This window comes from Erwinia rhapontici, from assembly GCF_012271765.1.
GTDB lineage: Bacteria > Pseudomonadota > Gammaproteobacteria > Enterobacterales > Enterobacteriaceae > Erwinia > Erwinia rhapontici.
In genome coordinates, this window is the sequence record NZ_VRKO01000010.1 from 721694 (window position 1) to 741045 (window position 19352).

At 52.8% G+C, this 19352-nt stretch carries 18 protein-coding genes and 1 pseudogene; 11 read left to right on the forward strand and 8 right to left on the reverse strand.

Annotated elements, in window-relative coordinates; translation table 11 throughout:
• Positions 1–33: 33 nt before the first annotated feature.
• A complete protein-coding gene (locus FVB43_RS08565; protein WP_167863784.1) occupies positions 34–828 on the reverse strand; it encodes a spermidine synthase in 795 nt (264 codons plus the stop codon).
• Positions 829–1130: 302 nt separating this feature from the next.
• Between FVB43_RS08565 and FVB43_RS08570 the strand changes: the two genes are divergently transcribed.
• Complete coding sequence (locus FVB43_RS08570; protein WP_133841811.1) at positions 1131–1424, forward strand: hypothetical protein; 294 nt, start codon at positions 1131–1133, stop codon at positions 1422–1424.
• A 284-nt stretch (positions 1425–1708) separates the two neighbouring features.
• Here FVB43_RS08570 and rsmF read toward each other — a convergent pair whose 3' ends face one another.
• The 3 genes from rsmF to yebS form a co-directional block, all read right to left on the reverse strand.
• Positions 1709–3145: a 16S rRNA (cytosine(1407)-C(5))-methyltransferase RsmF gene (gene rsmF, locus FVB43_RS08575; protein ID WP_167863785.1), complete on the reverse strand. Its 1437-nt coding sequence runs from the start codon at positions 3143–3145 to the stop codon at positions 1709–1711.
• Between the two features lie 167 nt (positions 3146–3312).
• Positions 3313–5946, reverse strand: a complete 2634-nt coding sequence (locus tag FVB43_RS08580; protein WP_159336532.1) for a PqiB family protein — start codon at positions 5944–5946, stop codon at positions 3313–3315.
• Positions 5915–7159, reverse strand: a complete 1245-nt coding sequence (gene yebS / locus FVB43_RS08585; protein ID WP_133841814.1) for a membrane integrity lipid transport subunit YebS — start codon at positions 7157–7159, stop codon at positions 5915–5917. Before yebS ends, FVB43_RS08580 begins: the two co-directional genes overlap by 32 nt.
• Before the next feature lie 223 nt (positions 7160–7382).
• Here yebS and FVB43_RS08590 point away from each other — a divergent pair, with 223 nt between their 5' ends.
• From FVB43_RS08590 to htpX, 4 genes are all read left to right on the forward strand, one after another.
• On the forward strand, positions 7383–7883 hold the full coding sequence (locus tag FVB43_RS08590; protein ID WP_133841815.1) for a GAF domain-containing protein: 501 nt from the start codon (positions 7383–7385) through the stop codon (positions 7881–7883).
• A gap of 96 nt (positions 7884–7979) precedes the next feature.
• Positions 7980–8672, forward strand: coding sequence for an RNA chaperone ProQ (gene proQ, locus FVB43_RS08595; protein ID WP_133841816.1), 693 nt, complete (start codon positions 7980–7982; stop codon positions 8670–8672).
• 19 nt (positions 8673–8691) lie between these two features.
• Positions 8692–10737, forward strand: coding sequence for a carboxy terminal-processing peptidase (gene prc, locus FVB43_RS08600; RefSeq protein WP_167863786.1), 2046 nt, complete (start codon positions 8692–8694; stop codon positions 10735–10737).
• Between the two features lie 185 nt (positions 10738–10922).
• On the forward strand, positions 10923–11804 hold the full coding sequence (gene htpX / locus FVB43_RS08605; protein WP_167863787.1) for a protease HtpX: 882 nt from the start codon (positions 10923–10925) through the stop codon (positions 11802–11804).
• A gap of 51 nt (positions 11805–11855) precedes the next feature.
• On the opposite strand, the gene FVB43_RS08610 is transcribed toward htpX, so the two are convergent.
• Positions 11856–13229, reverse strand: coding sequence for an MFS transporter (locus FVB43_RS08610; protein WP_167863788.1), 1374 nt, complete (start codon positions 13227–13229; stop codon positions 11856–11858).
• Between the two features lie 188 nt (positions 13230–13417).
• On the opposite strand from FVB43_RS08610, the gene kdgR reads away from it, so the two are divergent.
• Complete coding sequence (gene kdgR / locus FVB43_RS08615) at positions 13418–14209, forward strand: DNA-binding transcriptional regulator KdgR (RefSeq protein ID WP_133841820.1); 792 nt, start codon at positions 13418–13420, stop codon at positions 14207–14209.
• A 38-nt stretch (positions 14210–14247) separates the two neighbouring features.
• On the opposite strand, the gene FVB43_RS08620 is transcribed toward kdgR, so the two are convergent.
• Positions 14248–14484: a YobH family protein gene (locus FVB43_RS08620; RefSeq protein ID WP_133841821.1), complete on the reverse strand. Its 237-nt coding sequence runs from the start codon at positions 14482–14484 to the stop codon at positions 14248–14250.
• 230 nt (positions 14485–14714) lie between these two features.
• On the opposite strand from FVB43_RS08620, the gene FVB43_RS08625 reads away from it, so the two are divergent.
• From FVB43_RS08625 to rlmA, 5 genes and pseudogenes are all read left to right on the forward strand, one after another.
• Positions 14715–14990 carry a YebO family protein gene (locus tag FVB43_RS08625; RefSeq protein ID WP_133841822.1) on the forward strand — a complete coding sequence of 92 codons (276 nt, stop codon included), beginning with the start codon at positions 14715–14717 and terminating at the stop codon, positions 14988–14990.
• A gap of 19 nt (positions 14991–15009) precedes the next feature.
• Positions 15010–16014, forward strand: coding sequence for an MBL fold metallo-hydrolase (locus tag FVB43_RS08630; protein ID WP_133841823.1), 1005 nt, complete (start codon positions 15010–15012; stop codon positions 16012–16014).
• Between the two features lie 539 nt (positions 16015–16553).
• Positions 16554–16622: pseudogene (locus FVB43_RS08635) on the forward strand (DUF2627 domain-containing protein); the annotation flags it as partial.
• 88 nt (positions 16623–16710) lie between these two features.
• Positions 16711–16920, forward strand: coding sequence for a transcription antiterminator/RNA stability regulator CspE (gene cspE, locus FVB43_RS08640; protein ID WP_001062678.1), 210 nt, complete (start codon positions 16711–16713; stop codon positions 16918–16920).
• A gap of 163 nt (positions 16921–17083) precedes the next feature.
• Entirely contained in the window at positions 17084–17941 is an 858-nt protein-coding gene (rlmA, locus tag FVB43_RS08645) for a 23S rRNA (guanine(745)-N(1))-methyltransferase (protein ID WP_159336536.1), read from the forward strand.
• Here rlmA and FVB43_RS08650 read toward each other — a convergent pair.
• Together FVB43_RS08650 and FVB43_RS08655 are read right to left on the reverse strand one after the other, a co-directional pair.
• Complete coding sequence (locus FVB43_RS08650; RefSeq protein WP_133841825.1) at positions 17922–18380, reverse strand: DUF986 family protein; 459 nt, start codon at positions 18378–18380, stop codon at positions 17922–17924. The genes rlmA and FVB43_RS08650 overlap by 20 nt on opposite strands.
• Positions 18381–18498: 118 nt before the next feature.
• Complete coding sequence (locus FVB43_RS08655; RefSeq protein WP_133841826.1) at positions 18499–19347, reverse strand: PTS mannose transporter subunit IID; 849 nt, start codon at positions 19345–19347, stop codon at positions 18499–18501.
• Between the last annotated feature and the right edge of the window lie 5 nt (positions 19348–19352).

Here is a 19352-nt window from a genome sequence, read left to right on the forward strand (position 1 = left end):
AAATTTAAAGGAAATGAAGTCTAAGCAACGGTATCAGGTCTGTTGACCAGGCCAGCGATAAATTTTATGCGCCAGCAGGGAGAAATCAGATTGATACCCTTCGCCGCTGGCTTTCATCATGGCGCGCAGTTGCGTCAGCGGCGTGCTGCAATGCCCGACGCTGGCATAGATCACCACATTGCCACTGGGCGTGGTGCAATAGAGCACAGTGCGAAACAGGGTTGTGAGTGCATCGGAAAACGCGGAGTCTTCATCCGGGGCCTGAGGATGGTTCAGTACCAGCCAACCGTTGGGCTGTAACGTTTGCGCGCATTGACGCAAAAACTCACGTGAAGACTGCAGTGGCACAATGGCGCTGGCGGAATACAGGTCAGAAAAAATCAGTGAGTAGCGGGCAGGGTCTGCCTGCGCCATGAAATCGGCGGCATCTTCCACCCGATATTGAATATCTGGGGTTACCGGCAGGTGAAAATGCGCCAGGGCAACATCCAGCACCACCTGACGCAGCTCCACGGCATCAATGACGATCTGTGGGTTACCTGCAAACAGCGGTCGTATCAGGCATCCGCCACCCAGACCCAGCACCAGAATGCGGTTCGCGGGAGTCAGCGCCGTAGCCATCAACATGGCACAAATGTATTTATGTACGGGGATCATCGGGTTGCTTTTCTGCATTTTGCTTTGCTCGAAAACCCGGTCAAAGCTCAGAAGGCGGTAGACCTTGTTATCGATCACGGTGACCTCACCGTGTGCATCCTCAGCGGTGGCCACAATGTCGCCCCGAATGCGAAACAGCATGGAAGAAGTGTAAACATCGTTGTCAGACATGATGGTGATTCCGTGGCTCTCAGCCGGAGCCGAGCCCTTGATGATCATTTTTATACTATGTTTACATTTAACCGCAGGGCAGAGCAATGCGTGTTGCTCGCATAAAGGCAGCCCCTGACGGTTTTTACCCGCAAGAAATCACGCAAAATATCGTAGCATGAGGGTTTCATGATGAAATAAGGACGATTCAACCCCACTTTCTGCCATCATGGCTTGTGCATCATCGCCCGGCACTCTACGATGTCAGGTGGCCCGGTGCTGCGGATAACCGTAACACTGATGACTGGCCAGGAGCCTGTTGCATGAAAAGCGAGAAAGAAATTTCCATCGACCAGTTTACGGATGATGAAAAAGTATTGGTGGAGCAGCGGGTTAAAACGTTGACCGATAAACTCAGTCACGTCGCCAGTAAGAAAGAAGAGAAAGAAATCCTCAAAGAGGCCAAGCGGTTAGTGATGAAAGAGCGCGTTGTGCGCGAAAGCAGCAAAGTGGTACTGGCTAAGAAACCGCGTAAACCGTCTGCGGCAAAAGAGAGCGAAGTGAAAGATTTTAGCTGGAGTGGTTCACTGCGTAAAAATCCGCGCGCACTGAAATAATTCTGTTATCGGGGCTGTGATGGCCCTTGTATTCCTGTCTGCTTATCTCGCCTATCCCACGATAATCAAATGTACCAGTCGCGCCAGCACCTCAATAATTAATAAACTGCCTGTGGTAATCAGGGCCAGCGTCAGATAAAACTGCCTGCGTTTGCTCATCTCTGTGAAATCCGTGAAGGTCAGAAAGACATCATTTTAAAGCAATTGCGATAAACCATGCCTCAATATCGTGCCAATTGGCCGTGCCATAACGTCAATGGCGGCTCCGAAAAACCGCCAGTGAGTTACACGCTGAACAGCTTGCCGTCGCGTACCAGTTCTCGGGGGTAGCTATTTTTAATGCGGCTACCGACCTTTTTGGCTATACCAATCGGCTGCTGCTGATAACAAATGATCAGCTCATCACCCGGCAGTTCACGCTCAGGATAGATATCCCGCCCACGATACCACTCTTCCGCTTCACTGCTGCTCAATTCAATAGCATGAGGTGCCGCCGGATCAGCCAACGCGATAGCGGCTTCATGCTGCCAGCGGTAACCTTTCGGGAATGTTTCTGCCAGCTTCAGGCCGATTCGAGAGAAACGTACGCGGCCCAGCAATGCTTCTATCGCGCGCGGGAACAGCCACAGCTCTTTGTCACGCTGCCACAGCGCCATGTCATCTTCCCAGCGCAGTCCCGATTTTGCCGCCGCGGCGATCACCTCTTCCTGCTGTTTACGATTGAGCGGGCTGAAGGGCGGTTTCCCCACTTTATAGCCGGGCACCGGCAGAGGAGGCACGCTTGCCGTTTTGCGCAGACGTGCAACAAAGAAGCCTTCGCTGTCGAAAATGTGCGGGAACACATGGAGGAAACCCTCCGACGTGGCCGCCTTTTCCGCTCCCTCGAACAGCGAGTTCAGGGGTTCAATCTCTACGGCATCCGGGTACTGTTCCTGCAACCAGGTAATGACCTGCTGATTTTCACTGCGGTTCAGGGTGCAGGTGGAGTAAACCAGCGTGCCACCCGGGCGCAGGGCATGAAACGCACTGTTGATCAAATCTTGCTGCGTGGCGGCAATCTCGGCGGTGCTGGCTTCAGACCAGTTACGCAGGGCGTCCGCATCTTTGCGGATGACACCTTCACCCGAGCAGGGGGCATCCAGCAGAATAGCGTCAAAGCACTCGGGTAGCGCCGGGCCGAAGACGCGTCCATCGAAATGGGTCATTGCGGTATTGCTCACGCCGCAGCGGCTAAGGTTAGCGTGCAGCACTTTCACGCGGCTGGCGGAGAATTCATTGGCAAGGATGGCGCCATGATTCTTCATCCTGGCAGCAATCTGCGTGGTTTTTGAACCTGGCGCTGCCGCCATATCCATAATCCGCTCAGGAGAGGTATCACCGGAAAACAGTGCACTGACCGGTAGCATCGAGCTGGCTTCCTGGATGTAGAACAGCCCGGCGAGGTGTTCAGCGGTGCTGCCCAGCGGCAGCGTGTCGGCATCGTCACGGCTGATCCAGAATCCTTCTGCACACCAGGGAATCGGCGTTAATGCCCACTGATACGGCGCCACCTGTAGGAGAAAGTCCGCCACGCTGATTTTTAACGTATTGACGCGAAGGCTGCGGCGAAGAGGTTGCTCACTGATGGCGAGAAAACGTTCGTATTCGGTGTTATCTGGCAGTAACTGCTGCATTTGATCGAGAAAGGCTTGCGGAAAATAGACGCGGGAAGAGTGAGACACAGGCTGAATCCAGGGGAAATAAGTGCTTGCAGTTTAGCATGGTCATGACAGTGGTAAAAAATAAGAAGCCAAAAAAATCTGTTTTTTTCCTATAAAATGTCGCGGATAAAGAGCGGGGCCTTATGTTGCGACATAAGGCCCCGCTGTGTTTTGCCCTGTTTACACCACTACTGTGGCAGTGCGGTACCCCATTTGCGCCACTCTTTCGGTTCCTCTTCCTCCAGCAGGAAGTGTTTACCGGAAGAGGCTTGCGGAGCCAGCGGCACGGTTGGTGGTGTGGCGAAGGCGATACCACCCTGAATGAACTGCTGGAAGGTTCCGGTTTTCACCACCCCACCGATCAGCCCAAATTTCAGGTTGTAGCCCGATGCCAGCCAGAACACCGAGTTATTACGCACGAGGTGTTGATATTTCTTACTGATGCGCAGCGTAATCTGTACGCGGTCGGCCATTGCTCCCAGTGATGTCCCTGTCACCGTACCGACTTCCACGCCGCGGAACAGCACTGGCGTACCGACCGACAGTGAACCGCCTTCCGGTGCGTCCATCACCACATTCAGTCCGTCAAGATAACGCGCATCGGTGATGGTGGATTCCTGGAGCTCAAAGGTGCGCTGAGCTCGGCCTTTGCCCGGGTCTACGTTGATATAAGGCTGAAGCAAGGTTTCCAGGTGGTTAACGCCGGCAGCCGAAATCTGCGGCGATACCACGGAGAAGCGGGTGCCAAGACGGGCGAAATCCTGCACGTATTCAGGGTAGAGCACCGCTTTGGCGATCACCTGATTATTATCGGCCCCCAGTGCCAGTGATTCTAACTGCCCAATGGTGATACCGAGATAGCGGATAGGCATACCCGCTGACAGCTTACTGGCATCATAAGTCCGCAGGGTGATCTGGCTGCCCACGGCGCGGGCTGTGGTCTCTGAGTCATACAGAACGCGTTTATCCTGACGGGTTAAACCGACGCCCGCACCGGATAAATTATCAAAGCTGATGGCGCCCTTCAGTGCACGATTCAACGGTGAGGCCTGCACGGTCAGGCCGCTACCGTTCAACTGCACGCGTGCACCGCCTTCGGCCCAGAAGACGCTGCTTTGTGTCAGCAGGCGTCGGTACTCCGGCTTGATATGTACGTTGACGTCGAAAGCATCGGAGCGAGGGTTCACGCTGACAATCTCACCCACCTGGAACTTACGGAAAAGCACCACAGAACCTGCCTGGATGTCGGGCAGACTGCTGGCGGTCAGGGTGAGGGTGGTGGGCAGAGTGTCACCGAGAATGCCTTCCTCCGCTTTCTCGCTGTTGGCATACAGCGGATAACGGGTTTTCACCGCGCCTTTGTTACCCGGATCGAGGCGAATGCCCCCGTCGACCCACTCGCGGGCGCTGGCGCCCAGCACTTCCATTCCGTCTATGCCGAGCTTCACATCCAGGCGGCTGTTAATGATAAATTTGCTGTCACCATGCACCAGATGGCGGTACTCGGCCGCCACGGCAACATTAAAGGTTACGCCTTTTTCATTCAGGGTACGCTTGATCACCTGTCCAATGCGCATTCCGTGCAGCATCAGCGGCTGCCCGGCATCAATGCCGTAGCTTTCCGGGGCATTGAGCGTCAGCTCAAGCGCGTTGGGTTGCTGTAACAGCGATTCATTGCTTGGCAAGACCGTATAATGATTTTGTGGCTCACCGTCACCCGGGATCAGCTCAAGCGTATTGCCTGTCAGCAGGCTGCTGAGGCTGGTATCGCTCAGGCTAATTTTCGGGCTACGCATTTCAATGCGGGTTCCCGTGCGCATCAGGCTGGTCACGGACGGGTCGAGGGTCAGTTCACCGCTGACTTTGCCGCTGTCCAGCAGCGTCATTTTTGTCAGCGTGCCGACCTCCAGTCCCTGATACATCAGCGGAGTACTGCCTTCTTTCAAATTCTTACCATCTGGCAGATCGAGCGAAATCATCACGCCGCGCTGGCTTTGCGCCAGGTCAGGGTAGAGGGCATAGGTGTCGTCGGATTTCGCGGCCTCCGATGTTTCTGGTGAATCGAAAGCAATAGCGCCATTGACCAGTGCGGCCAGGCTTTCCAGCTGCACTTTTGCACCGCTGAGGCCGACATCAGCTTTCACGCCTGAAACATTCCAGAAGCGGCTCTCTTTTTTCACCAGATTAGTGAAACGCCGTTCAATCAGTACGTCGATGGTCACGCCCTTGTTGCCCGAATTCAGGCTATAGTCGTAGACGCGTCCGACCGGGATTTTGCGGAAATAGACCAGCGATCCGCTGTTCAATGCACCGAGATCCGGGGCATGTAAGTGGATCATCATTTCACCCGTATTGACGCGGTATTTCGGCTGAGTATCCAGCGCAACAAAGTTCTCGCGCGGTTCGCCTTTACCGGGCATCATCCCGATGTAGTTCCCGCCAACCAGCGCATCCAGGCCGGAAACACCGGCCAGTGAGGCTTTGGGCGTGACCAGCCAGAACTGCGTATCTTCACGCAGCGCATCCTTCATATCGCTTTTAATACTGGCCTTGATCTTAATGGTGCGCAGATCGTCAGTCATGCTGATGCCCTGCACCAGACCGACTTCCACCCCCTGGTAACGCACTGGCGTGCGGCCGGGCACAATACCGTCGGCGGTAGCGAAATCGATGGTGACCGTGGTGCCGCGCTCCTGGTAATTGGTCCAGATCAGCCAGCCGGCAATCAGCAGCGCAATAAAGGGCAGCAACCAGAACGGCGATATTTTGCGCCGATTTTTGATGCGTGCGCTAGTCGGTGTAGTCGGCGTTTCCTGTTGCATGAGCATCCCAAAGTAAACGGCTATCCAGCCACTCAACGGCAAGGATAGTAAGTATGACCGCCGATCCGAAGTAGAACGCAGCGGGTCCCATTGTAAAAGCCAGAAGCTGGTCGCGATTGACCAGCGACATGGTTAACGAAATAACGAAGAGATCGAGCATTGACCAGCGGCCAACCCATTTCACCACGCGCAACAGGCGTATGCGGGTTTTCAGCCCCTGTTCGCAATTAAAGTGAATGCTGATTAACAGCGTCAGTAACACGATGACCTTAGTGAAGGGCACCAGAATACTGGCAATAAACACCACGGCGGCCACCGGAATATTACCGGAGGCCAGCGAAAGTATCCCGGAAAGAATCGTGTCTTCCTGACGCGCGCCGTTCAAATAGATGATTGAGATCGGCAGCAGGTTTGCCGGGATCAGCAACACGATGGAGGCAATCAGTGATGCCCAGGATTTTTGCAGGCTGAAGTGGCGGCGAAAACGCAGTGGAGTGTGGCAGCGTGTGCAACGTCCACGATCATCGGCGACCCCGGTGTGGTGGCAGCTCAGACAAACCTGCAATTGTACGAGGGGGACATTGGGGTTTGGCTGCGGATAAAAACGATGCCACAGCTGTTCAACATTCAGGTGAATTAACGTCAGCAGGCTCAGTAGCGTCAATATAATGAAAGCAATCAGCCCAATGCCTGGCGTAATCGCCGCATAGTCCTGAACCTTGATGGAGGCAATGGCGACGCCCACCAGATAAATATCCAGCATCACCCACTCTTTTAAGCGGTCGAGCATCAGGAGCACCGGGCGCAGGTTCATGCCCAGTTTTTCACCAAAATAGAGGTAAGCAATGGAGGCGACCAGCGTCACCGGTGCACCAATGGTACAGAACGCCACCATCGCAGCGGTGATCACATCGCCCTGTTGCGCCATCTGCATGATGCCGCCCAGCAGGCTGGCATAAATATTGGTTCCCAGCAGACGCACCGACATTAACGATTCATTAAATGCGAACGGCATCAGCAACATCATGGTGACGGCCATGGCCGCCAGACGCGTCATTGACCAGTCACGTCCATTAAGGATAAGCGCATTGCAACGCGGGCAGTGTGCTGACTGGCGTGATTTCACATCTGGTAAGGAAAAAAGGGTATCACATTGGGGACATCGCTGATAACGTGCCTGTGGCAGAGCATGACTGATGGCGTGTATTTTCATATTCCCGATCGTGCTTTAGCCCAAACAGCGCAGGTGCAGGGCAGGGTTAGGCTGATTAACGCCATGAGAGCAAGACTCAGTATAGCCATGCTTCAGTATTCGGATAATTCTAAGGTTATAGTAACTAACAGAATGATTCATCTGATCCGCTGGTTTTTTAATGCTTAATTTTTCGGGCGATGCAGCCTGACGGTGTCGTCTTCGTTTCTACAATGGTTAAACAATGACAAAAGCAGAATTTTATACCGACCTCAATCGTGATATGCGTGCCTTACTCAGTGGCGAAACCAGCTTTCTGGCGGTGATGGGCAATTGTAGCGCGCTTTTATACGAACGTCTTGATGGGGTTAACTGGGCAGGTTTTTATTTGTTAACGGAAGAAAAAACGCTGGTTCTGGGGCCATTCCAGGGGAAAATCGCCTGTGTGCGTATTCCTGTGGGGCGTGGTGTCTGTGGAACGGCCGTGGCAGAGAATACCGTTCAGCGCGTTGATGATGTGCACGCATTCCCCGGACATATCGCTTGTGATGCCGCCAGTAATGCAGAAATTGTGTTGCCGCTGGTGGTTAATGGCAGTGTTATTGGTGTTTTGGACATTGATAGTGTGGAATATAACCGCTTTGACAGTGAGGATGAAGCGGGGCTAAAAGCGTTGACGGACGGGCTTTGTGAGGTGCTTGCCGGATCGGATGTGGAAAAATTTATTCACATGAAACGCACCTAAAGCGCTGGATCACGTAGCAATTGCTGATGGTGTCATTATAATGACGCCTGTTCATGCCCGCGCTGATTGGCAAACCCGTTGTAATCAGGAAATTTCATGGAAAATCAACCTAAGTTGAATAGCACCAAAGAAGTCATCGCCTTTCTGGCAGAGCGTTTTCCACAATGCTTTAGCGCAGAAGGGGAAGCACGACCACTTAAAATCGGCATCTTTCAGGATTTAGTCGACCGCGTGCAGGGCGAAATGAACTTGAGCAAAACTCAGCTTCGTTCAGCACTGCGTCTTTACACTTCCAGCTGGCGCTATCTTTATGGCATCAAAGCTGGCGCAGCGCGTGTTGACCTTGATGGTAATGCCTGTGGCCAACTGGACGAACAGCATGTTGAACATGCGCGTAAACAGCTTGAAGAAGCCAAAGCGCGTGTGCAGGCACAACGCGAACAGCAGCAGGCGAAAAAGCGTGAAGCGGGTGAAGAAACCACACCGCGTCGTCCGCGCAAACCTGTTCGTAAACCTGCGGCAGAAGGTGAGCAGCCACGTAAAGTGCGCAGCAAACCCGCTCGTCCTCAGGTCGAATCAGGCTCTTCCGCACCTCGTGTAGAAACTCAGCCGGAGCCACGCAAACCGGTTACCGACACATCAGCGTTGCAAGTTGGCCAGAGCATTAAAGTTACCGCAGGTAAAAGTGCAATGGATGCCACTATTTTGGAAATTTCAAAAGATGGCGTTCGGGTGCAGTTAGCTTCCGGCCTGGCAATGATAGTACGCGCAGAACACTTGCAGTTCTGATACGGAGGCTAATCAGGGCATGAACACTCTTTTTAAAAGCACCATCATTGCGGGCCTGTTTATCGCAGGCAATGTTTTTGCGGCTGACAATATCTCGCGCGCCGATCAAATCCCGCAGTTACATCAGGAAGCACAGCATGCCACTGTCAGTGAGCGTGTGACCTCCCGTTTCACCCGTTCCCATTATCGCCAGTTCGATCTCGACAAAGATTTTTCCGTTAAAATCTTTGAGCGCTATCTGAACTTGCTCGACTACAGCCACAATGTGTTGCTGGAGTCGGATATTACGCAATATGCGGACAAGAAAACGACGCTGGGCGACGAGTTAAAAACCGGCCAGCTTTCGGCGTTTTATGATCTCTACAATCTGACACAGAAACGCCGTTTTGAACGTTATCAGTACGCACTCTCCGTGCTGAATAAGCCGATGGTTTTCACCGGCAATGACACCATTGATATCGACCGCAGCAAAGCGCCATGGCCTAAAAGCACCGCAGAGCTCAACGCCCTGTGGGACGCGAAGGTCAAATATGATGAGCTGAGCCTCAAGCTGGCCGGTAAAGATGAGAAAGAGATCCGTGAAGTTCTCACTAAACGTTATCAGTTCGCGGTACGCCGTCTGGCGCAAAGCAACAGCGAGGACGTCTTCCAGCTGGCAATGACGGCATTTGCGCACGAAATTGATCCGCATACCAACTACCTCTCTCCACGTAACACCGAGCAGTTCAATACCGAAATGAGCCTGTCTCTGGAAGGTATTGGTGCGGTGCTGCAAATGGATGATGACTACACCGTGATCAATTCCATGGTGGCGGGTGGCCCTGCTGCTAAAAGCAAAACGATCACCGTTGGCGATCGTATTGTCGGTGTTGGCCAGCCAGGTAAGCCGGTGGTCGATGTGATCGGCTGGCGTCTGGACGATGTGGTTGCGCAGATTAAAGGACCAAAAGGCAGCAAAGTGCGCCTGGAAATCCTGCCTGCCGGTAAAGGAACCAAAACCCGTACCGTCACGCTGACGCGTGAGAAAATCCGTCTGGAAGATCGCGCGGTAAAAATGACCGTGCACAACGTTGGCAAACAGAAAGTCGGCGTGCTGGATATCCCCGGCTTCTATGTTGGTCTGACCGATGACGTGAAAGTGCAGTTGCAGAAACTGCAAAAGCAGAATGTTGACAGTATTGTTATCGACCTGCGTACTAACGGCGGTGGGGCTCTGACGGAAGCGGTATCGCTTTCTGGTCTGTTTATCCCTGGCGGCCCTGTTGTGCAGGTGCGTGATAATAACGGCAAAATTCGTCAGGATAGCGACAACGACGGTGTGACCTATTACAAAGGTGCGCTGGTGGTGCTGGTTGACCGCTTCAGTGCTTCAGCGTCTGAAATCTTTGCCGCTGCAATGCAGGATTATGGCCGTGCGCTGATTGTCGGTGAACCGACGTTCGGTAAAGGCACCGTGCAGCAGTATCGCTCACTGAACCGTATCTACGATCAGATGTTGCGCCCTGAGTGGCCAGCGTTGGGATCTGTACAGTACACCATTCAGAAGTTCTATCGTATCAACGGCGGCAGCACACAACGGAAAGGGGTGACCCCTGATCTGCTGATGCCGACCGGCGTGGAAGCGGTGGAAACCGGCGAGAAGTTTGAGGACAATGCCTTGCCGTGGGACAGCGTTAAAGCCGCGACCTACGTGAAAATGGGTGACCTCAAGCCGCTGGAACCGAAACTGATCCAGCAACATCAGGATCGCATCGCGAAAGATGCAGAGTTCCAGTACATCATCAAAGATATTGCTCGTTTCAATGCGAATAAAGAGAAGCGCAATATCATCTCGCTCAATCTGGCCGAGCGTGAAAAAGAGAACCGGGAAGATGATGCTCTGCGTCTGGAACGCATCAATGCGCGTCTGAAAGCAGAAGGCAAAAAGGCCCTGGTGAAACTGGACGATTTGCCGAAAGATTATAAAGAGCCTGACCCGTATCTCGATGAAACGGTGAAGATTGCTGAAGACTTGGCGCAGCTGGAAAAACAGCAGCCGCCAGCGACCCCAGCCGCGGCGAAATAAGCCCAACAGGCACAGCATTCGCTGTGCCTTTTTTATTCCCTCCTGGCGTGGTGCGTAAAAAGTAAGACAAAGTGTAAAGTTATGTCTTTTTAAGCACTTAAAGATTAAGAGTGCTTGAAATGCACAGTATTGACCTTACGATGGTGTTACGCGAATAGCGGAATAACTGAGGAAGAATAAATTTTATGATGCGTATTGCTCTTTTCCTGTTAACCAACCTTGGGGTTATGGTGGTGTTCGGGCTGATCCTCAGCCTGACAGGGATCCAGTCAAGCAGTGTTATGGGCCTGATGATCATGGCGGGTCTGTTTGGCTTCGGCGGTGCGTTTGTTTCACTGCTGATGTCGAAATGGATGGCGTTACGTTCCGTCGGCGGTGAAGTGATTGAACAGCCGCGTAATGAAACCGAACGCTGGCTGATGGAAACCGTAGGCCGCCAGGCACAGCAGGCAGGCATCGCGATGCCGCAGGTGGCTGTGTACCATGCGCCCGATATCAATGCTTTTGCAACGGGTGCGCGTCGTGATGCTTCACTGGTCGCGGTATCAACCGGCCTGTTGCAGAACATGAGCCGTGATGAAGCAGAAGCGGTGCTGGCACATGAAATTAGCCATATCGCTAACGGTGACATGGTCACCATGACGCTGATTCAGGGTATTGTGAACACCTTTGTGATCTTCATCTCGCGTATTTTAGCGCAGCTGGCGGCAGGCTTTATGTCTGGCAACCGCGATGAAGAAGGGAGCAGCAACGGTAACCCGATGGTGTATTTTGTGGTTTCAATGGTACTGGAGCTGGTCTTTGGTATTGTTGCCAGCATCATCACCATGTGGTTCTCACGTCACCGTGAGTTCCATGCGGACGCGGGGGCTGCACGTCTGGCCGGCCGTGAGAAGATGATTGCCGCGCTGCAACGCCTTAAAACCAGTTATGAGCCACAGGAAGCCAGCAGCATGATGGCGTTCTGCATCAACGGGAAGTCTAAGTCGCTGAGTGAGCTGTTTATGTCTCACCCGCCGCTGGACAAACGTATTGAAGCGCTGCGTAGTGGTGAATACCTGAAGTAACCACCCACCTTTTTAAGTAAAAAACCCGCCTTCTGGCGGGTTTTTTTATGCTCAAACGTTACGTGGTTGAGTGATGCGCAGGGCGCTGACCAGCGCGGCTACGGTGGCGAAGCTGCCTGCCAGTAGCAGCGAAAGATGAGTACCCTGGGTGGCAAAGAGGTTAAACATCAGTGCCACCAACGCAGCACCGCTGGCCTGACCCAGCAGTCTTGCCGTACCCAGCATCCCGCTGGCACCCCCGCTACGATGGCGCGGGGCAGAAGAGATAATTGTGTGGTTGTTGGGCGACTGGAACAGACCAAATCCGGCACCGCACAGTATCATTCGCCAGATAATATCGCCGTCAGCCGGGCTGGCAGGCAACAAAGCCAGAGCAAATAACCCGCTGGCAAACATTGCCAGCCCAATAGCGCCCAATAGCCCGGTGTGAACGCGTTCAATCAGCCTGCCAGCAATCGGTGCCATCACCATGGTGGCCAGCGGCCACGGCGTTAGCAGCAGCCCCGTGGCGACCTCGCTCCGCCCCAGTGCGCTTTGCAAAAAGAACGGCAGTGAAACCATCGCCAGCATCTGCGCACAGAAAGAACAGACCGATGTGCCAATTGACAATGCAAAGACCGGGATGCGGAAAAGATCCACCGGCAGCAGCGGAAATGTCATTCTAAGCTGATGGCGAATAAACAGGGTGCCAACAACCAGGAGCAACAACAGCTCTGCCAACAGTAGCCTGCCATCCACCCCCTGGGCGAACCCACTCAGCAGCGAGATAAGCAGGCCGAAGGTGAGAGCGTTCATCACACCGCTGGCGACGTCAAAACGCTGCCCCTGAGACTTCTGCTGATTGTCTGGCAGGAAACGCAGGGCGAGATACAGTGCGGCAATGCCGACCGGGATATTGATCAGAAACAGCCACTGCCAGGAGGCGAAAGACAGTATCGCAGCGGCCACCGTTGGCCCCGCGGCGCTGGAGACGGCGACAATCAGCGAATTAATTCCCATACCGCGCCCGAGGTGGCGCTGGGGATAGATAATACGTATCAGTGCGGTGTTGACGCTCATCAGCGCTGCGCCGCCGAACCCTTGCAACACGCGGGCGAAGGTTAACATGCTCAGTGAGTCAGAAAGCGCGCAGAATAATGACGTGCAGGTAAACAGCACCAGGCCGCACTGGTAAACGCGGCGATAACCCAGCATATCACCCAGAAAAGAGAGCGACAGCAACGAGACAATAATCGCCAGCTGGTAGGCATTCACAATCCAGATGGACTGTGCCGGGCTGGCATGAAGCTCGCGGGCGATGGTCGGTAGTGCGACGTTGGCAATGGCACCATCAAGCACAGCGACAGTAATGCCGAGCGCAATGGCCACAATGGCCCCGTAGCGTTGGGGTAACGGTAAACCGTCAGTCGGTGATTCAGGCGGCATGGTGATGAAATAGTCAGAGGGGCGAATATCACCATGCTAATGGTTTTTACGATTTTTTCCAGTCTGTAACTGGCTGAAAACTATCACCGGATGTGTCCGTCATCACGCGCAGGTCGTTGCACACTCAGGGTGCGGGCCGTATAATGGAAATAGCGTTCCATTTTTTATAAAACACTTAAAGGTAAAACATGATCAGTGCCGATTCAGATAAACAACCAGACTCCGTCTCTTCGGTCATGAAAGTGTTTGGCATTTTGCAGGCGCTGGGCGAGGAACGTGAAAATGGAATCACCGAGCTTTCGCAGCGGGTGATGATGTCGAAAAGTACCGTTTACCGTTTTCTGCAGACCATGAAAACCCTGGGCTACGTCTCACAGGAAGGGGAGTCTGAGAAGTATGCGCTGACCCTTAAACTGTTCGAGCTGGGCGCAAAAGCATTACAGAATGTCGATCTGATCCGCAGTGCCGATGTACAGATGCGTGATATTTCGCGTCAGACGAAAGAAACGATCCACCTTGGGGCCCTGGAAGAAGACAGTATTGTTTACATCCATAAGGTGGATTCATTATACAACCTGCGTATGTATTCCCGTATTGGTCGTCGTAATCCACTCCACAGCACGGCAATTGGTAAAGTGCTGCTGGCCTGGCGAGACCGCGCAGAAGTCGAGGAGATTCTGACGGGTGTCGAGTTTACCCGCAGCACGTCAAGGACGCTCGACAGCGCTGCAGCACTGTTACCTGCGCTGGACCAGGTGCGTTCTCAGGGCTTTGGTGAGGATAATGAAGAGCAGGAAGAAGGTCTACGCTGTATTGCGGTGCCAGTCTTTGATCGCTTCGGCGTGGTGATTGCTGGTCTGAGTATTTCATTCCCGACCATTCGTTTCTCAGAAGAACATAAAAAAGGATACGTCGCGATGCTGCATCAGGCGGCGAAAAACATCTCCGAGCAGATGGGCTACCACGACTATCCTTTCTGATACGGAATGGGCCAGCAGTGCGCTGGCCCGATTGTCTGTCAGTTGTCGACCACTTCCGAGCTCTTCCTCAGCAGAGGACAGTCTGTCACGCCGATGATCCCGCTATCAGTATGCAGATACTGCGCAATCACCATGCCGCGTGCTGTCAGATACTGGCACTGAAGCCCCATTCCCGCGACATTTTTGTTGCTGCCTGTCAGAACGCCATAGCCTGTCAATAGCATTGCCAGCCAGATGATGACCAGCAATGCAACGATCCGTAGCAAAAATTTCATGTGTATCCCCTTATTATTGTTCAGGCGGTGTCCTCACTGCCCGCGCTAAGCATAGCACCATGCAGGTTACTGGTACTAAAAACGATAAGAGGATACTGAAAGCGCGGAACATTTCTGTCGCAGTACGTTGAGTATTTTGTGATGCAGCTATCAATTAACGCCCGAGCAGGTAAAATCATCTCGGCGGCGCTAACGTACTTCGGTAGCCCATTTTCAGTTTTGAGGCATGTATGAACGAAATGACGACAGGTGCGATGGATATCGCATCAATGGGTGTGGTGACTGTCCTGGTCATTATTGGGCTGGTAGTCTGGTTTTTTGTTAATCGGGCCAGCGTCAGGGCAAATCAGCAAATTCAGTTGCTGGAAGCGCTGCTGGAAGAGCAGAAAAAACAAAATGTGTTGCTGCGCCGTCTGACCGATTCGGTTGCGGGTAAAGAGCAGGCAGAAAAAACCACGGATACCGCTGAGAACAAAGATTTTACCCGTCTGATTCCGGAGCGTTAATTTCATCAAGGAGCCGTCAATGGCCTGGCAGAATCCCTGGTACGACCCTGAAAAACCTCACCATACCCCGGAGGGGTTTCGTAACCTGGAGCCAGATTTGCGCCAGAACGGCGATCTCAAACGCTGGCGGCAAGAACGTAAGCAGCAGGGATTACCCCGGCCCCCGGCGCAAGGCTATGAACAGTTCATCAGGCAATGGTGGCAGCCCGCCGATCTTAGCGGTGAACAGGATGCCGTCTGGTGGCTGGGTCATGCCTGCATGCTGCTACGTACCGCCGGACATTATACCCTGATCGATCCTGCGCTCTCATTACGCGCTTCCCCCCTTAGTTTTTATGGTCCACAGCGTCAAACGCCGTCTGCGCTGGCGATTGAGGATTTACCCAGGCTGGATGTGGTGCTGATCTCCCACAATCATTACGACCACCTTGATCGTCCAACGATAAAAAAAATTCTACGTCGTTTTCCGCAGGTCACCTTTGTGGTGCCGCTAGGATTGGAAACGTGGTTTAAGCATCGCGGTGCACGTCAGGTCGTGCCGCTCGACTGGTGGCAGCAGACTCAGGCGTACGGGTTAACCTTTCACGCAGTGCCTGCACGCCACTGGAGTATGCGTACGCTGTGGGACCGAAATCGTTCATTGTGGTGCGGCTGGGTCATAAAAAGTCAGACGCTTAATTTCTGGTTTAGCGGCGACAGCGGTTATTGGGAGGGGTTACTGGAGATCCCAAGACGGTTAGGGCCGTTTACACTTGCTGCCTTGCCGGTCGGTGCTTATGCACCAAAATGGTTCATGCAGTCTCAGCATATGGACCCTGACCAGGCCGTCTCGCTCCATCAGGCAATAGGTGAGCCTGTGACGATCCCGATCCACTGGGGGGTATTTGAGCTTGCCGATGAATCACTGGATGAACCCCCTCAGGTACTGGAGCAGGCAATGCTGTCCGCAGGGCTGGATTTGACCCGTTTTAAGCCGTGGATAATCGGAGGTAAAATGCTGCTGGATAATATCGATTCGGATTGACCTTAACTCTGTTTTCTTATATCGCAGTGAAAATTAAGAACCCGGATCTAATAATGCAAATAGAGTGATTTGATTGTGATAATACGCGGGGTCAGATCAATGCTTTTAAATGGGGCAATGAGTTAGCGACTTTCATGATTTTGGTGCAATACAAATATACACTGGCGCTAATGCCGGATTTTTGTACAAGTGGAGGTGGCCTTACTCCCGTTATTGTGTGTTTATCAACGATAACTTTCGTCAATGCTTTGCCATATTTATGCAATAATTTTCGCGCAAAATATAAGGTTTACACCTTATCAGCATAGACTTCATGGCATCTGCGGTTTAAAATATCGCTCAGCCTGAGCAGGCAGTGAAAGGGGGCAGCAGGGGAATGAGGTGTTCATCGTTGATGAAGCGTCATGCATGTACGTGCAATCTGTATCGGCTATCGTTTCAAATGTGTGCGACATCACTATCTCTGTTTAAAAATGACTTGCCATTAATTAACGGATATGTGATAAAACATTCGGGTAAAACGAGGTACAGTTCTGTTTATGTATGGCATCTTCAGTAAAGAAGTTCTGAGTAAAGACGTTGACGTTGAATTCCACTTCCTTGCCGATCTTTAATTTAGTGCCTCATGCAGTTATGTCTCTGGTTTTTCTGTAAGTAAAGCCCACGGGCGAATAAACACTCTAAGGAATTTGCAAAATGGCAAAGATTAAAGGTCAGGTTAAGTGGTTCAACGAGTCTAAAGGTTTTGGTTTCATCACTCCTGCTGACGGCAGCAAAGATGTATTCGTACATTTCTCTGCAATCCAGGGTAATGGCTTCAAAACTCTGGCTGAAGGCCAGAACGTTGAGTTCGAAATTCAGGACGGCCAGAAAGGCCCTGCTGCTGTGAACGTCACCGCTATCTAATTTTCGATCTGAGCCTGTCATTGCCGCCCTGCGTGTAATCCAGGCTGAAATCTGAATACTAAAGCCTCGTCAGAAATGACGGGGCTTTTTTGCGTCATTGTCTGCGGGATTTTCATCGGGGTTTACAGTAAACTGCCGCGTCATCTGTTTATGGAGTGTTGTTATGTCGTACCAGTGTCCTCTCTGCCAGCAACCGCTGCTGTTTAATCAGCGTATTTACAGCTGCTCAAATCATCATCAGTTTGATCAGGCGAAAGAGGGCTACGTCAATTTGTTGCCGGTACAGCATAAACGCTCTAAACAGCCGGGTGACAGCGCTGACATGATGCAGGCAAGACGCAACTTCCTGGATGCCGGGCACTACCAGCCGCTGCAACAACAGGTCTGTGATTTACTGGTGCGTGTTTTGCCACAGCCGCCTGTCAGCGTGCTGGATATTGGCTGTGGGGAGGGGTATTACACCCATGAAGTGGCCAACCGCCTGGAAGCGCAGGGGGAGGCGAAAGTCTACGGTCTGGATGTGGCGAAGATTGCCGTTCGTGCCGGGGCAAAGCGTTATGGCAACGTTGAGTTCTGCGTGGCTTCCAGCCATCGTCTGCCGTTCAGTGATAATCAGTTTGATGCCGTGCTGCGCATCTACGCACCCTGCAAGGCTGAGGAGTTGGCACGCGTAGTCAGACCTCAGGGCTACGTGTTGACAGTGACGCCCGGTCCACGCCATCTGATGCAGTTTAAAGCGCTGATTTACCAGGATGTGCAGTTGCACGATACCACGCCTGAAGAGATGCCTGGCTTTACGCTGGTCGAAGAGCAGCAGCTAAGCTATCCCATGACATTGAACAGCGAAGAGTCTGGCGCCTTGTTGCAGATGACGCCTTTCGCCTGGCGTGCGCGCCCTGAAGTGTGGGGAATTCTTGCCACCACCGAACAGTTCTCCTGTGAGACCGACTTCACCCTGCGTCTGTGGCAGCGCGACAGCGCTTCTGTCATCGCGATGGATGTTAGCGACTCTCCAGCATAACCTGATAAATCTTCTCCAGATCGTCGAGCTGACGCACATGGATCAGTAAACGACGGTTTTCCAGTGCAATCACCAGCACGCCATCTTCAGACAGGTTGATGGCGCTGATACGCCCCCAGGGGATAAAAACGTTAGCGTAGAAAAAACCATGCTGCTTTAGCAGCAGCTTCGGTGCGCGTATCCAGAATAACCACGCCGTCAACGCACCCAGCGCCATGAGCAACAGAGTGGTGATCTGCGGACCCTGGTCACTCACATTCTTGTATAAGAGAATACCCAGCAGGACGATGAAAATCAGGCTGTCGAGCTTATTACGCCGTTGCAACAGGACTTTCAGCCGCGTTGGACCCTGCAAACGGTCCATGATCAGTTCGTCGTAAAGCCCATAAAGAAAAATCAAAACAATAAACAGAATAATCAGGTAATCAGTCAAAAACATATCAGCGTCCAAAAAAAGGGCCAGACTGTGCTGGCCCCTGAGAGAATATGTGATGAACACATCCTGGTTCAAGCCCCCAGGAGGGGGCTCGAATGATTTAGCGTTTAGTGATACGTTGTTAAACGCCCAGCAGGCCGACCCAGTAACCGAAAATACCAATCACGAAGAACCCCATGATAATCCACAATGCGTTGACTTTGCGACGCAGCAGCCACATACACCCGAAGGTCAACAGCAGCGGAATTAAGCCCGGCATCAACTGATCAAGAATGGATTGCACAGTGGTGACCGTAGTTTTTCCGGTCTGGTCAGTGATCCTCGATACCACCAGCGGCACGTTAACGTGGGTCCATTTGTTGACCAGCGCCCCCATCACAAAGAGGCCGAGAATGGACGCCCCCTCAGTCAGTTTTTGCAGGAAGCCGCCGCCCATATCACTGACGATATCCACCCCTTTGCGGTAGCCATAAGCCACGCCGTAATAACGTACCAGTAAACGCACCAGGTTAAACAGTACGAAGAACAGCAGTGGGCCCAGCAGGCTGCCACTCATGGCGATACCCGCACCCAGTGCCGCAAATACCGGGCGCACGGTTCCCCAGAAGATCGGGTCACCCACGCCGGCCAGCGGCCCCATCAGGCCCACCTTGATACCGTTAATCGCGGCATCATCGATGGCGGCACCGTTCGCACGCTGCTCTTCCATCGCCATCGTTACGCCGAGCACGGGTGCGGCAACGTAGGGATGGGTATTAAAGAATTCCAGATGGCGTTTGATCGCCTGTTTACGGTCGTCGTTGTTCTCCGGATACAGACGGCGGATCACCGGCACCATGGAATAACAGAATCCCAGCGCCTGCATACGTTCGAAGTTCCACGAACCCTGGAACAGGTTTGAGCGTAAGAACACACCGCGGATGTCGCCTGGTGTTAATTTCTTCTGCGTAGTGGTAGTTGTATCAACCATTTCTC

Excerpts from the sequence above, each read along its gene's own strand:
- FVB43_RS08565 (WP_167863784.1), bottom strand. The coding sequence starts at position 828 with ATGTCTGACAACGATGTTTACACTTCTTCCATGCTGTTTCGCATTCGG.
- FVB43_RS08570 (WP_133841811.1), top strand. The coding sequence starts at position 1,131 with ATGAAAAGCGAGAAAGAAATTTCCATCGACCAGTTTACGGATGATGAA.
- FVB43_RS08580 (WP_159336532.1), bottom strand. The coding sequence starts at position 5,946 with ATGCAACAGGAAACGCCGACTACACCGACTAGCGCACGCATCAAAAAT.
- yebS (WP_133841814.1), bottom strand. The coding sequence starts at position 7,159 with ATGAAAATACACGCCATCAGTCATGCTCTGCCACAGGCACGTTATCAG.
- FVB43_RS08590 (WP_133841815.1), top strand. The coding sequence starts at position 7,383 with ATGACAAAAGCAGAATTTTATACCGACCTCAATCGTGATATGCGTGCC.
- proQ (WP_133841816.1), top strand. The coding sequence starts at position 7,980 with ATGGAAAATCAACCTAAGTTGAATAGCACCAAAGAAGTCATCGCCTTT.
- prc (WP_167863786.1), top strand. The coding sequence starts at position 8,692 with ATGAACACTCTTTTTAAAAGCACCATCATTGCGGGCCTGTTTATCGCA.
- htpX (WP_167863787.1), top strand. The coding sequence starts at position 10,923 with ATGATGCGTATTGCTCTTTTCCTGTTAACCAACCTTGGGGTTATGGTG.
- FVB43_RS08610 (WP_167863788.1), bottom strand. The coding sequence starts at position 13,229 with ATGCCGCCTGAATCACCGACTGACGGTTTACCGTTACCCCAACGCTAC.
- kdgR (WP_133841820.1), top strand. The coding sequence starts at position 13,418 with ATGATCAGTGCCGATTCAGATAAACAACCAGACTCCGTCTCTTCGGTC.
- FVB43_RS08620 (WP_133841821.1), bottom strand. The coding sequence starts at position 14,484 with ATGAAATTTTTGCTACGGATCGTTGCATTGCTGGTCATCATCTGGCTG.
- FVB43_RS08625 (WP_133841822.1), top strand. The coding sequence starts at position 14,715 with ATGAACGAAATGACGACAGGTGCGATGGATATCGCATCAATGGGTGTG.
- FVB43_RS08630 (WP_133841823.1), top strand. The coding sequence starts at position 15,010 with ATGGCCTGGCAGAATCCCTGGTACGACCCTGAAAAACCTCACCATACC.
- cspE (WP_001062678.1), top strand. The coding sequence starts at position 16,711 with ATGGCAAAGATTAAAGGTCAGGTTAAGTGGTTCAACGAGTCTAAAGGT.
- rlmA (WP_159336536.1), top strand. The coding sequence starts at position 17,084 with ATGTCGTACCAGTGTCCTCTCTGCCAGCAACCGCTGCTGTTTAATCAG.
- FVB43_RS08650 (WP_133841825.1), bottom strand. The coding sequence starts at position 18,380 with ATGTTTTTGACTGATTACCTGATTATTCTGTTTATTGTTTTGATTTTT.
- FVB43_RS08655 (WP_133841826.1), bottom strand. The coding sequence starts at position 19,347 with ATGGTTGATACAACTACCACTACGCAGAAGAAATTAACACCAGGCGAC.